General features: G+C 61.3%; 14 protein-coding genes. 2 read left to right on the top strand and 12 right to left on the bottom strand.

Annotation, left to right across the window (positions count from 1 at the left end; genetic code table 11):
* Positions 1-3: 3 nt before the first annotated feature.
* From FN060_RS08925 to ccoN, 3 genes are read right to left on the bottom strand one after another with little or no spacing between them, the layout of a single operon-like run.
* Positions 4-156, bottom strand: coding sequence for a CcoQ/FixQ family Cbb3-type cytochrome c oxidase assembly chaperone (locus FN060_RS08925; protein ID WP_052638566.1), 153 nt, complete (start codon positions 154-156; stop codon positions 4-6).
* Positions 157-166: 10 nt separating this feature from the next.
* Positions 167-898: a cytochrome-c oxidase, cbb3-type subunit II gene (ccoO, locus tag FN060_RS08930; RefSeq protein ID WP_052638567.1), complete on the bottom strand. Its 732-nt coding sequence runs from the start codon at positions 896-898 to the stop codon at positions 167-169.
* An 11-nt stretch (positions 899-909) separates the two neighbouring features.
* Positions 910-2535, bottom strand: a complete 1626-nt coding sequence (gene ccoN / locus FN060_RS08935) for a cytochrome-c oxidase, cbb3-type subunit I (RefSeq protein WP_142587734.1) — start codon at positions 2533-2535, stop codon at positions 910-912.
* Between the two features lie 211 nt (positions 2536-2746).
* On the opposite strand from ccoN, the gene FN060_RS08940 reads away from it, so the two are divergent.
* Positions 2747-3229: a hemerythrin domain-containing protein gene (locus tag FN060_RS08940; RefSeq protein WP_244665728.1), complete on the top strand. Its 483-nt coding sequence runs from the start codon at positions 2747-2749 to the stop codon at positions 3227-3229.
* Between the two features lie 3 nt (positions 3230-3232).
* Here the strand turns inward: FN060_RS08940 and FN060_RS08945 are convergent, their stop codons facing one another.
* The 7 genes from FN060_RS08945 to FN060_RS08975 form a co-directional block, all read right to left on the bottom strand.
* Positions 3233-3952 carry a PAS domain-containing protein gene (locus FN060_RS08945; protein WP_142587736.1) on the bottom strand — a complete coding sequence of 240 codons (720 nt, stop codon included), beginning with the start codon at positions 3950-3952 and terminating at the stop codon, positions 3233-3235.
* A gap of 135 nt (positions 3953-4087) precedes the next feature.
* Positions 4088-5023, bottom strand: coding sequence for a lipid A biosynthesis lauroyl acyltransferase (locus tag FN060_RS08950; RefSeq protein ID WP_142587737.1), 936 nt, complete (start codon positions 5021-5023; stop codon positions 4088-4090).
* Positions 5024-5027: 4 nt separating this feature from the next.
* Positions 5028-6056, bottom strand: a complete 1029-nt coding sequence (locus FN060_RS08955) for a zinc-binding dehydrogenase (RefSeq protein ID WP_142587738.1) — start codon at positions 6054-6056, stop codon at positions 5028-5030.
* 58 nt (positions 6057-6114) lie between these two features.
* Positions 6115-7401, bottom strand: a complete 1287-nt coding sequence (locus FN060_RS08960; RefSeq protein ID WP_142587739.1) for a beta-ketoacyl-ACP synthase — start codon at positions 7399-7401, stop codon at positions 6115-6117.
* Between the two features lie 11 nt (positions 7402-7412).
* On the bottom strand, positions 7413-8618 hold the full coding sequence (locus tag FN060_RS08965) for a beta-ketoacyl-ACP synthase (RefSeq protein ID WP_142587740.1): 1206 nt from the start codon (positions 8616-8618) through the stop codon (positions 7413-7415).
* Positions 8619-8639: 21 nt separating this feature from the next.
* Positions 8640-9113 carry a 3-hydroxyacyl-ACP dehydratase FabZ family protein gene (locus tag FN060_RS08970; protein WP_142587741.1) on the bottom strand — a complete coding sequence of 158 codons (474 nt, stop codon included), beginning with the start codon at positions 9111-9113 and terminating at the stop codon, positions 8640-8642.
* A gap of 21 nt (positions 9114-9134) precedes the next feature.
* Positions 9135-9413, bottom strand: coding sequence for an acyl carrier protein (locus tag FN060_RS08975; RefSeq protein ID WP_003502893.1), 279 nt, complete (start codon positions 9411-9413; stop codon positions 9135-9137).
* A 254-nt stretch (positions 9414-9667) separates the two neighbouring features.
* Between FN060_RS08975 and FN060_RS08980 the strand changes: the two genes are divergently transcribed.
* Positions 9668-10396 (top strand): Crp/Fnr family transcriptional regulator, encoded by a 729-nt coding sequence (locus FN060_RS08980; RefSeq protein WP_142587742.1) that lies wholly within the window; start codon positions 9668-9670, stop codon positions 10394-10396.
* A gap of 8 nt (positions 10397-10404) precedes the next feature.
* Here the strand turns inward: FN060_RS08980 and FN060_RS08985 are convergent, their stop codons facing one another.
* Entirely contained in the window at positions 10405-11364 is a 960-nt protein-coding gene (locus tag FN060_RS08985; RefSeq protein ID WP_142587743.1) for a nucleoside hydrolase, read from the bottom strand.
* A gap of 177 nt (positions 11365-11541) precedes the next feature.
* Positions 11542-12057 carry a bifunctional adenosylcobinamide kinase/adenosylcobinamide-phosphate guanylyltransferase gene (gene cobU / locus FN060_RS08990; RefSeq protein WP_142587744.1) on the bottom strand — a complete coding sequence of 172 codons (516 nt, stop codon included), beginning with the start codon at positions 12055-12057 and terminating at the stop codon, positions 11542-11544.
* Between the last annotated feature and the right edge of the window lie 354 nt (positions 12058-12411).

Here is a 12411-nt window from a genome sequence, read left to right on the forward strand (position 1 = left end):
CTATCAATCCTCCTTCAGAGGGATCTGGGCGGCATCCTTGGCAAGAGCCTTGGCGCCCGGGCGCAGGGTGAAAAGGACAACACCGATAAAAAACAGGGTCATGGCAAGCAGGGCCCAGCTGTCGGCGAAAGCGCGAAGTGCAGTGTAGATTTCCATCTGGACCTCCTCAGCGATAGCCAGCAGTGGCGTCATAGGTCGAGAAGTCGACTAGCGTACCGAGCATCTGGAGATAGGCCACCAGAGCGTCCATCTCGGTCAGTTCGGCAGCATTTCCGTCGAAATCACCGATCTTGGCCTTAGGGTAGCGCTCGCTGATACCTGACGTGTCTGCATTGGGATCCGCCTGCGCCTTGAGGTCCGCCGCGGCGTTTTCCAGCATCTCATCGGTATAGGGCACGCCTACCGCCCGATTGGCACTGAGCTCCATGGCGACATTGGTCACCTGTAGCGGCGTGTCCTTCAGGAAGGAGTAGCTCGGCATGACCGATTCGGGCACGACCGAGCGCGGCTCGATCAGGTGCTGCACGTGCCATTCGTTCGAATAGCGGTCGCCGACGCGGGCGAGGTCTGGCCCCGTCCGCTTCGAACCCCACTGGAAGGGATGGTCGTACATGGATTCCGCAGCCAGGCTGTAGTGGCCGTAGCGCTCCACCTCGTCGCGGAACGGCCGGATCATCTGGCTGTGACAGGTGTAGCACCCTTCACGGATGTAGATGTTACGGCCGGCCAGTTCGAGCGGCGAATAGGGGCGCATGCCCTCTACCTTTTCGATCGTGTTCTCCAGGTAGAAGAGCGGCACGATCTCGACGATCCCGCCGATCGACACCACGAAGAGGGAGCCGACCAGAAGCAGGGTCGCGTTACGTTCAACGAATTTGTGTTTGTCCAGAAGAGCCATGGATCCGCTCCTTATTCGGCCGGCTGGAGGGCCGCGGGTGCGGCAGCACCCGGAACCTTCTCGCGCCGCTCATAGCCGAGGATTGTCATCGTGATGTTGAAGGCCATGATCAGCGCACCAGCGAGGAACATGGCGCCACCGACGGCACGCAGCACGTAGTACGGGAACATGGCTGCGACTGATTCGGCGAACGAGTAGACGAGGAAGCCTTGGTCATCGTATTCGCGCCACATCAGGCCCTGCTGGACACCGGCAACCCACATCACGGCTGCGTAGACGACGATGCCGAGAGTGGCCAGCCAGAAGTGCCAGTTGACCAGTTGGATGCTGTAGAGCCGGTTGCGGTTCCAGAGCTTCGGAACGAGGTAGTACAGCGCGCCGAAGGTGATCATGCCGTTCCAGCCGAGAGCACCCGAATGCACGTGGCCGATCGTCCAGTCCGTGTAGTGGCTGAGCGAGTTGACCGCCTTGACCGACATCATCGGGCCTTCGAAGGTCGCCATGCCGTAGAAGGCGACGGCGATGACCATCATGCGAACGATCGGGTCGGTACGGATCTTGTCCCAAGCGCCCGAGAGCGTCATCAGGCCGTTGATCATGCCGCCCCAGGAGGGCATCCAAAGCATGACGGAAAAGACCATGCCAAGCGTCTGCGCCCAGTCAGGCAGAGCCGTGTAGTGCAGATGGTGCGGACCGGCCCAGATGTACATGAAGATCAACGCCCAGAAGTGGATGATCGACAGACGGTAGGAATAAACGGGACGGTTCACCTGCTTCGGGATGAAGTAGTACATCATGCCGAGGAAGCCCGCAGTCAGGAAGAAGCCGACCGCGTTATGACCGTACCACCACTGCGTCAGGGCGTCCTGAACCCCGGAAAAGGCCGAGTAGCTCTTGGACCCGAGGAAGGAGACGGGAATAGCCAGGTTGTTGACCACGTGCAGCATCGCAATGGTTACGATGAAGGACAGGTAGAACCAGTTGGCCACATAGATGTGGGGCTCCTTGCGCTTCAGGATCGTTCCCAGGAAGACCACGAGATAGGCGACCCAGACAATCGTGAGCCAGAGATCCACGTACCACTCAGGTTCCGCGTATTCGCGGGACTGGGTGATGCCGAGCAGATAGCCGGTCGCGGCCATGACGATGAAAAGCTGGTAGCCCCAGAAGACGAACCAGGCGAGGTTGCCGCCAAAAAGGCGCGCGCGGGAGGTGCGCTGCACCACATGGAATGACGTCGCGATGAGCGCATTGCCGCCGAAGGCGAAGATCACCGCCGAGGTGTGGAGCGGTCGCGTCCGTCCGAAGTTCAGCCAGGGCTCGATGTTGAGGTCGGGGAAGGCAAGTTGCAGCGCCACGATAACGCCGACCAGGAAGCCGACAACGCCCCAGAACATCGTTGCGATGACGCCATATTTGACGACCTCATCCAGATATTCCGATTGGCGGGCAGCCTTCTGCGCCGCCGTGACCGGTGCGAAGTTGGCCCGGCGCACCATGACGACGGTACCGGCAAACAGTGCAAAGAAAAGTACCCACATATGGGCAGCGAAAAGACTGTCATGGGCGAAGGCCACTCCCAGCAAAGCCAGGAAAGCGCCGACCGCCAAGGCCAGTGTTTCTACGGTATAGTTCATGTTGGACATCCCCCAACGGCGTGTTTCAATCTCGCGTCGATCATCTGGCAACCCGAATCCCTCGGCGGCCAGAGCATCGGCGATTGTGGGCAGCTTTGCCACCGACACGTCAAGGCAGCCTTGATTTGGATCAAGGCGCGAAAAGTCGCCCTCGGCGAATCTCGGCTTCAGCTCAATAGCACTGAGCCATGATCGAGGGCGAGAAATGACCATGAATCAGAGACCTGACGAACAGAGCCATATTCTCTTGGCCCGCGGGAAAGTTTTGCCCGACGAAGAGATCGTTGCCTGGCTCCGCAGTGCACATGCCGAGCAACTGGCCCTCTGCGACGAACTGGAGGAGATCGCCGATTCGCTTCCGTCCAACATCAACAAGCAGAAGTGTATCTACGCCGCCAAGGCGCTTGTACCGATGATTCAGGCGCTCCACCGCTATGAGGAAACCGTTCTCTTCCCCCGCGTCCAACAGAAGAACGCGGTCGCCGACAGCGGCGAAACCCTGTCACGCTTGAGATACGAGCATCTCGAGGACGAGGGTTATGCGGAGGAGCTCACCGAAACGCTCCTGAAGCTTGGCTCCAGTGATCCCGTCAACATCGAGGCTGTCGGCTACATGCTCCGGGGTTTCTTTGAGGGGATGCGCCGGCACATCGCGTTCGAACAGGCCCACCTGCTCAAGACCCTCGCCAACTGATCCTCAGCCGACGCTTCTGCGTCGGCGTCGGTCTGCCATTTCCTGCATCACCACCATGGCGCCGACCTGGGCCCGCGCCTCGGTATAGCAAGGGGACATTCGGCAGGAAATGACGACGGTATCGCCGTCTCTTTCCTCGGCATAGGTGAGCGACGTGCTCTCACCCGCGAGGCAGCGATCCAGCGGCTCACGAAGATCGCACTGGAAATGGTGTATGCCGACCAACTCGGCAAAATGCCTGCCGATCACCTTCTCCTTCGACAATCCCAACTGCCGGGCATTTGTCTCGTTCGAATAGAAGACTCGATAGCCCGGAACGACCACCAGAATCCGTTCGGCGATGCCGTCGAACAGTGCCGGATCGAGCAGACCGTTGATCGTGTTCCCGCCTTCGCTCGATTCGGTGCGATCAGATCTCTTTCCTGGGATCTCGCCTGCGGCGCGCCCGATCTGGGGAGCGAGGTAGCGCTCCACCAGCATCTGCAGAAGGTGGCCATTGCGATGCACGCACCCTCTGTCGTCAGCCTCCGTCTTCAGCAGTTCCAGAGCGAACCTGAACTGCGCCTGGATTCCGGCAGCATCCGTCACTTCGTGACGGAATATCGCCTGCAGAAGCGGGTCGATCTCCTGGTCCAGCGCGTGAACCGTGACATTGTCTTCCCGATCTATTGCTGTCTGCAGCCGTCCATACTTGGACCAGAAGAGGTCGATCAAAGCTTCCACACACCACCTCCCCCCGGAGCGGAGATCTTCTCACGGCAGCCGGAACTTAGCCGGCTCGCCCGTCGCAACATGCCGACATAAGGACGCAAAACTTGCGCGAGCATTGATCAATTCCCGCTCGCACGCAATACATGCTCAGTCCGTCAGCGTCTTCTTGATCGCCCAGCGGTCGTGATACCAGAGCCACTGATCGGGATACTCCCGCACCCAGCATTCGACCTTGTCGTTCAGCATCTGAGCCGTCGCCTGCACATCGACCGCGCCGCTCGCATTTCTCGGCACATCGATTCGAGGTTCGATCTCCAGCCGGTAACGATTGCCGGGAAGGCGGATGCAGCGGGCCGGGTAGACCTCGGCGTCGAACTGGCGCACGAGCTTGGCGAGCAGCGGGTTGGTCCGCACAGGTTTGCCGAAAAAGGACGTGGTCAGGCCACGGCCGAACTTCTGGTCCACCAGCACGCCCACACCGCCGCCAGCCTCAAGCCGTCGAGCCAGAGCAAAGGAGGACCCGGCATGCGACGGTACCAACTGGCCCATGCGGGCGCTACGAAACGCGAAGACCTTTTCGGCGATGTAGGGATTGTTCGGCGGACGGAAGAGGACCATCACATCCAGACCGAAACTGTTGCCGGCAACCGGAAGCAGCTCGAAATTGCCGGTATGGGCAGTAAAGACGATGAACGGGCGCAGATTGTCGCGGAGATCCAGGAAAAGCGGTATCCCCGATACCTCAATACGACCAGGCGTCGAACGCTCAGGGTCGAAGTCGAAGAGTCGATCCAGGAAAACGTATTCGGCGGCAAGACGGCCCATGTGCCCCCAGCTCGCAAGCGCGATTTCCTGTAACTCACCATCCGTTTTTTCCGGATAGGCATTACGCAGGTTGGTCAGCATCAGCCTGTGACGACCGAGCTTCGGACCGATCCACCTTGCTACCCGATCCGCGAAATCGATCGCAGCATCTGCAGGCAAGAGCTTCAGCACATTGAGAATCGCGAAGACCGCCTGCGCCACCAGCCACTGCTGGAAACGCCGGAGACCGAGCACGATCCTCGTCAGGAACATCTTCAAGGGATCAATCCATCCTGAGGACGATCTTGCCGAATACCTGCCTCGTCTCCATGCGCTCGAGCGCCCGATCGATATCATCGAAGGTGACTTCCGTATCAATCACCGGATGAACGACGCCGCGCGCCATCTTCTGCATGGCGTCCGCCATGTTCTCCATGCGGCAGCCGAAGGAGCCGAGCAGCTTCAGCTGCTGCTGGAAAAGCATCATCAGGTTCATGCTTGTGGAGACGCCGGAGGTCGAGCCGCAGGTAACGAGCCGCCCTCCCCGCTTCAGCGACAGCATGGAGCCGGCCCAGGTATCAGCGCCGACATGTTCAAAGACGACGTCCACCCCCTTCTTCTTCGTAAGCTTGCGGACCACGCCTTCGAAGCGGTCGGTGCGATAGTTGATGACGTGATCTGCGCCGAGCGCCTTGGCGCGCTCGATCTTGTCGTCCGAACCGACGGTGGTGATCACCGTACAACCCGTCTTCTTGGCAAGCTGGATCGCCGCCGTGCCAATCCCGGACCCTCCGGCATGCACGAGGATCGTTTCACCGGGCTCGAGCTTGGCATTGTCGAACAGCATGTGCTCGACGGTGCCGAAGGTGACGGGCGCCAAGGCTGCACCGACGGCATCGACACCCGGAGGCGCCGGAACGAGCAGGCGTGCGGGCAGATTGGCTTTCTCCTGGGCGAAACCGTCGAGATGGAAGCCGTGGACGCCGGAGACGTTCTCGCAAAGATTGTCGCGCTTTTCCCGGCACGGCTTGCACAGCCCGCAGGTGCGCGCCCCATAGATCGAGACCAACTGCCCCGGAAGAACGTTTGAGACGCCCGGGCCGATTGCTTCGACCACGCCCGATGCTTCCGCGCCAATGGTGAGCGGCATCTTGCGCTTGGCAAAGGCCATTCCGCGCCAGCCCCAGACATCGATGTGATTGAGCGCCACCGCCTTGACGCGAAGGGTGACCTCGCCGGGACCGGGCGCTTCGGGCTCGGGAATGTCCACAGCCTCGAGCTTGCGGTCGTCGATCAGTTGCAGAGCACGCATAACAGGTATTCCTTCGCCCGAAGGCGTTCCAGATCGTCAGAGGGATTGGCGACGGTCTCTAAGCTGGTTCCAGCGTCATGACAAGGCTGGCGTTCTGCCCGCCGAAGCCGAAGGAGTTCGACAGCACGGCCGTAACCTGCTGATCCCGCTTCTGGTTCGGCACCACATCGAGGACGATGGTCGGGTCCGGATTGACGTAGTTGATCGTCGGCGGGAGGGTGCCCGTCAGCATCGTCTGGATCGAGAACACCGCCTCGACTGCGCCGGCCGCCGTCAGCGTATGGCCGATCATCGATTTGTTCGACGAGACCGGAATGTCTTTCAGCCGGTCGCCGAAGACGGCGAGCATCGAGCCGTACTCCATCTTGTCATTTTCGGGCGTCGACGTACCGTGGGCATTGATGTAGCCGATCCGGCTTTCATCCATTCCCGCATCTTCCAGCGCCGCCCGGATGGTGGCGATTGCCGGGCCGCCGTCCGGCGAGGAACGGGTCCGGTGGAAGTGATCGGCCTTCTCGCCGCAACCCTTCAGGATACCAAGCACTTTCGCGCCGCGGGCGACGGCCGATTCAAGCGACTCGAGAACGAGCGTCGCCGCACCTTCGGCAATAACGAAGCCGTCGCGATCCTTGCTGAACGGCTTGGATGCCTTTTCCGGTGGATCATTCTGCGTCGAGAGCGCTGAAAGCAGCGAGAAGCGGATCAGCGCCTCGGCACTGACGGAGCCGTCCGTGGCGACAACGAGCGAGCGGTCGGTCCGACCCTGACGGATCGCCTCGACGCCGAGCTGGATGGCGGTGGCACCGGACGCGCACGCGGTGGACAGCGTTACCGGCAGGCCGCGGGTCCCGAACCTGTCGGCGAGCCGCTCGGAGATCGAGCCGAACTGGACGGCCTCGAGGAAGGCTGGATCCGGGCGCTCCCGCATCGCGGCGAGGAAGCGATCATAGGCGTCGCCCTCCACCTGCGATGGTGGTGCGCGATCGGCCAGTGCGAAACGTGCCGACCATTCCGGTTCCACTGGCGGTGCCGCCAGGAAGAGCGGGCCTTCGAAGTCTCCGGAGAGGTCCGCCTGCGCGAGCGCTTCCGCCGTCGTCTCGCGCGCGAAGGCGTAGGAACGCTCGACAGCGTTGTCCGCCGGCACGTCGATGAAGTCGACGGTGCCGCTGATACGCGTCGAGAGCCCTTCGGTCGGGAAGCGGGTGATCTTGTGGATGCCCGACGTGCCGGAGGTAAGTGCCGCCCAGTTGTCCTGCAGCCCCTGCCCCAGCGAGGTGATGACGCCCATGCCGGTCACGGCGATGATCGGGCGGCCGAGATGATCGGTGAAGCGGTTGTCGCTCATGGTCGTTCTCCTCACGCGTTCGGCGACAGGACCGCAAGGCCCTCGCCGCGCGTATAGCCGACCGTCGTCACCACGGCGCGGTTCGCCGACGCCGGCATCGGCTGTTCAAGGCTGGAATCGAAGGAAGGCACGCGAAGGCCGCCGTCGAGCACGAGCGCCGCGAGCGCCAGACCGAGAGGGAACTGGGCCTCCATGCCGTGGCCCGTCACCCCGCCATAGCCGCGCAGCGTGGCGCCGGGGAAGGTCTTCTGGATGACGTCGCGTTCGCGCGCAGTCGGATCAACCAGTCCGCTTGCGCCGGAAAAGACCAGCGTCTGGGCCGGATCCGTATCCGAGGCAAGCTTGGATAGCCGCTCGAGGCGTTGCTCGAACTTACCGTCGTCCCGGCTGCCGCGGTCCCCTTCGACAGCGTCGATCGTGGCGTAGATACGCGCACCACGCGCTTCGGCGTTCGCACGCGATTCCAGCACCAGGAAAGCGCCGACGGAGCCCATGATCATGCCGCCGCCGTTGTCAGCCGAACGCTGCCACAGCGGATGCCAGGAGCCGGTTGCATGGGCACGGATGCCCTCCACAAGCAGAATGATGTCGGCGCGTTCCGCAACGAAGGCACCGCCCACCAGCGAATGCGTCGATTGACCGGACTTGATGCGGTGATAGGCGGTCTCGACGGCCGAAATGCCGGCCGCCTCCTCACCCATGAAGGTACGGGAGGAGCCGGTAACCTTGTGGACGATCGAGATATTGCCGGCGAGAAGGTTGGAAAGCTGGGCGAGGAAAAGCGTCGGGCGCAGTTCGGTCGTCAGCTTCTCGTTGAGCAGCGTCTCGCGATCATTGCGCTTCAGCGCCTCGTCGACGATGAGCGAATCCACCTTGATGTCGCGCTCGCCACCGCCGGCGGCGACGATCATGTCCATCGTGGCACAGGCTTCGGTATTGTCTTTCAGGCCGGCATCATCGAGAGCCAGGCCTGCGGCAAAGACGCCGAGCCGCTGCCAGTTCTCCATCTGCCGCTGGTCGCCTCTCTTGGCGATCTGCTGCGACCAGTCGATCTCCGGCATCGGATGCACGGGGTAAGGCTTGAAGCGCTCAGTCTCGACCTTCGGCGGCTCCACATCGGCGGCCGACAGAAGCGCGATATGCGGCTCCTTGCCAACGCCATGGCAGGTGACGATCCCGATACCGGTGATCACGACATCATTGTCAGACTTGCTCATCCTGTCCTCATTGCCTGGCGGTCACGCGCCAGCTTGAAGCGCGTCCATGAGCCCGACTTCTCTCGCACGCTTGCGAACGATGTCGGCAAGCGGCACCTCGCTGAACGGCATCGTGCGCAGCTTCAGTTGCGCGTCGCAGACCTTCTTGCCGTTCGACGTCATCTTCGCCTTCGTTACGGCGTAGCCGGAACCCTCATGCTCCAGAAACGCCTCGATGTCGAGTACAGCCTCCGGCTCCACGAACGACCGCATCTTGGCGCCATCGACCGACATCAGGAACGGCATGGCCGCGAAATCAGTGGCTGCCAGCACCAGCATGCCGGAGGCCTGTGCCATCGTCTCGATCAGAAGAACGCCGGGAACAAGCGGCATTCCCGGGAAGTGACCTTCGAAGACAGGGCTTTTCGCCGGAACGACCGACCTCGCCTTCAGTGTGTTGGTGGAGAGGTCCACGCTCTCCACCCGGTCGATCATCTGGAAGTATTCAAGCAGCATTCATGCCTGGGGAATGGCTTCTCAGCCCTTCGCCGCCCTCAGTTCGTCGATCTTCGCGCAGAGGTTCTTGAGGACGAAATATTCCTCGGTTGAAACCTTGCCTTCGTTGACTTCCTGGGTCCACTGCTCGAGCGGGATCTTGATGCCGAATTCCTTGTCGATCGCGAAGACGATGTCGAGGAAGTCAAGGCTGTCGATGCCGAGGTCGTCGATCGTGTGGCTTTCAGGCGTGATCGTTTCGCGATCGATCTCGCTGGTTTCCGCAATGATGTCGGCAACTTTATCGAATGTAGCAGTCACGCCAATGTCCTCTGAAATAACGATTCAGCGTCCCACATAGGGAAAACTGGGGCAAATGCCAATCCCCGTTTGCCCCGCCGGAACATTTGCCGTCCCACTGTTGCCAAAGGCGAACTCGTTCGATCTTCGATCCATCAATGCGCGAAGTGTCGCAGCGACGAATTCGCAAATGTTGATCCAGATCAATTTGCTGCATTAGCGGTTGACGATGATCAACATCATCTCGCAACTGCAAACTCAATCGGGGCAGCCAAATGGACATCCAGATCAAGGAGACCCAGAGCCGGGACATTCCGGGAGTTTGCCGATCCTGCGAAGCTCGGCATGGGGGGATCTGTTCCGCCCTCACCCCGGCCCAGCTTGCCGAGTTGAGCAAGCACGCCTCCCGGCGCAAGGTCGAGGCCGGGAACGAGGTTATCGGCCAGGGTGAGAGCATAACGTCCTACAGCAGCATCCTAAACGGCGTGGTGAAGCTGTCGAAGGTGATGGCGGACGGCCGCCAGCAGATCGTTGGCCTGCAGTTCGCGCCCGATTTCATGGGACGTCCATTCCTGGGCGAAAGCAGGATGAGCGCCGAAGCTGCCACAGATACCGAGATCTGCGTCTTCCCCCGCCGGGCAATCGAGCGGCTGATGCGCGACGCCCCGAGCCTCGAGCGCCTCCTGCACAATCAGGCTCTCCAGGAACTTGATGACGCCCGCGACTGGATGCTGACGCTCGGCCGCAAGACGGCACAGGAAAAGGTGGCAAGCTTCCTGTGGCTCATCGCCAATCACAGCGACCCCGAGGTGGGCGACAGGAGCTTCTTTGATCTTCCGCTCTCACGATCGGACATTGCGGATTTTCTCGGCCTCACGATCGAGACGGTGAGCCGTCAGATGACAAAGCTCCGCAAGGACGGCGTGATCCAGATCGAGAATAATCGACACATCACCGTGCCGGACCTTGAACGGCTTGCCAACGCGGCGGGCATCGACCAGTAGCGGCGATTTCAGGCCGCCTTCCCCTCGACGATTGCAGCCCGGATCACCTCGAGAACGCGATCGCCGTCCACATCCGTGCAGACGAGCTGGCTCGGATGGCCGTCCCAGTGACCAGGCGGGAAGACCTTTCCGTCGGGCTTTTGGATCGTCTGGCCGTCTGCGATCCCGCCGCAGACGGCCCGTATCGGTCCGCTGCGTGTTCTGAAAAGATGCGGAGCGACAAGGTAGACGCAGGCGCAACTGTCATGGATCACCATGCCGTCGCCGACCCGATGCTTGTAGAATTCGATATAGAACTGCGAGATATCGGAGAGGAGCTGCACTGCCGGGCCACCGACCGCCGCCATCTCCGCCAGATAGCCGCTGGTCATTACCGTCTTCAACGTGACGTCGAGGCCGATCACCGTCACCCGCCAGGGCGCAGTGAAGACGAGATCAGCAGCTTCCGGATCGCCGTGGATATTGGCTTCGGCGGCCGGGCTGACATTGCCGTTGAGGTCGAAGGCGCCACCCATCACGATGACCTCTTTTACGAGCGCTGCGAAGTCCGGGTCTGCCTTCAGGGCCAGTGCCAGGTTGGTCATCCGGCCGACAGCGATCAGCGTTACCTCTCCCGGCTGCGCCCTCACCGTATCGATGATGAACTGCCATGCCGGCCGGCCATCCGCCTGCGCCTCCATCGTCTCGGGGATCTCGATGTCGCCTAGTCCGTTCTCTCCGTGAATGAAGGTGGGCCAGTGGCCTTCAGGACGCGCCGGGTCATAGGTCACGCCCGCGCCCTGCGCGACTGGCGCTGCGATGTTCCATTCCTGTGTCAGGAAGAGCGCATTTCGCGTCGTCAGCTCGATCGGTGCGTTACCGAAAACAGTCGTTACGCCGATAAGGTCGATCTCCGGATGCCGATGGAGGAAAAGCAACGCCATCGCGTCGTCAATGCCAGGATCCGTGTCGAAGATGACCTTGTGCATGGTTATGCCCTGCTACCGTTGGAAACGAGAAATGCCGCGCACCATATCGGCGATTCGTCGCGTTACAAGCCCAGGGCGCAATGCCTCCCCGTTGTTGGGCCGGCGACGCCAGATTCGCGACACAGAAGACATAGGCGCACGACAGAAATGCCGGACATCCAGACCGTGTGACTTCGGCTATCCCTTCATCTTCAGCGGGAGACCCGCCGCAACGAGGTAGACCGCGTCCGCAACCGCAGCGACCTGCTGGTGCAACCGGCCGGCATGGTCGCGAAACTCTCGCGCCATCCTATTCTCCGGGACGATTCCCAAGCCAACCTCATTGGAAACGAAGAGGTATCTACCCCGGAGCTTCTCGATGTGCTGGACCAGTTCCGCCGATGCCTGCTCGACATCGGCGCCTGCGATCATCAGGTTCGAGACCCAGAGCGTCAGGCAATCGACAAGTACGACCCGACCGTCCGACCCGACCTTCTCCAGACATCTCACCAGTTCAACGGGAGCTTCGTGCGTCGTCCAGCCGGTGCCCCGATCCTCGCGATGCCGGGCGATCCGCTGCGCCATCTCATCATCGAATGCCTGTCCCGTCGCCACGTAATGGCGTTCCAGCCCGCTCTCACGGGAAAGCCGTTCGGCAAACGAAGACTTACCCGACCGCGCTCCGCCGAGAATGAGCGTCGCATGGCGGCTCATCAGCAAATCACCTCAGTGCAATGGGGAAACGGGGATCGGTGTGGATCGCGGCAGCACAGGGGCTGAAAGATCGGACGATTCGTAGATCCATGAGGCGTCCGCCTTGGTTCATCAGCGATGCGCTGCCGCGACAGAAAGATGGAGAGCGACAGAATCGATGTCAACCGACTGCGCTCCAGGACAGCATGATCATCGGGATACAAAGCGGCGGGTACGCACTACCTGACCCGCGCTCCGGCGAAGCAACCGTCCGCGATTGGATGATTAGCGTCACATCGTTACCGGAACGTTAGCCGCCAATCCTTCGGAAGGTTTTTTTGCACCTGCCCTCACGAAGGAGTGCCCCGGCGCAAG

Source organism: Pseudorhizobium halotolerans, from assembly GCF_902153235.2.
GTDB classification, from domain to species: domain Bacteria; phylum Pseudomonadota; class Alphaproteobacteria; order Rhizobiales; family Rhizobiaceae; genus Neorhizobium; species Neorhizobium flavum.

Excerpts from the sequence above, each read along its gene's own strand:
- FN060_RS08940 (WP_244665728.1), top strand. The coding sequence starts at position 2,747 with ATGAATCAGAGACCTGACGAACAGAGCCATATTCTCTTGGCCCGCGGG.
- FN060_RS08925 (WP_052638566.1), bottom strand. The coding sequence starts at position 156 with ATGGAAATCTACACTGCACTTCGCGCTTTCGCCGACAGCTGGGCCCTG.
- FN060_RS08955 (WP_142587738.1), bottom strand. The coding sequence starts at position 6,056 with ATGCGTGCTCTGCAACTGATCGACGACCGCAAGCTCGAGGCTGTGGAC.
- FN060_RS08970 (WP_142587741.1), bottom strand. The coding sequence starts at position 9,113 with ATGCTGCTTGAATACTTCCAGATGATCGACCGGGTGGAGAGCGTGGAC.
- cobU (WP_142587744.1), bottom strand. The coding sequence starts at position 12,057 with ATGAGCCGCCATGCGACGCTCATTCTCGGCGGAGCGCGGTCGGGTAAG.
- FN060_RS08985 (WP_142587743.1), bottom strand. The coding sequence starts at position 11,364 with ATGCACAAGGTCATCTTCGACACGGATCCTGGCATTGACGACGCGATG.
- FN060_RS08980 (WP_142587742.1), top strand. The coding sequence starts at position 9,668 with ATGGACATCCAGATCAAGGAGACCCAGAGCCGGGACATTCCGGGAGTT.
- FN060_RS08965 (WP_142587740.1), bottom strand. The coding sequence starts at position 8,618 with ATGAGCAAGTCTGACAATGATGTCGTGATCACCGGTATCGGGATCGTC.
- ccoO (WP_052638567.1), bottom strand. The coding sequence starts at position 898 with ATGGCTCTTCTGGACAAACACAAATTCGTTGAACGTAACGCGACCCTG.
- ccoN (WP_142587734.1), bottom strand. The coding sequence starts at position 2,535 with ATGAACTATACCGTAGAAACACTGGCCTTGGCGGTCGGCGCTTTCCTG.
- FN060_RS08960 (WP_142587739.1), bottom strand. The coding sequence starts at position 7,401 with ATGAGCGACAACCGCTTCACCGATCATCTCGGCCGCCCGATCATCGCC.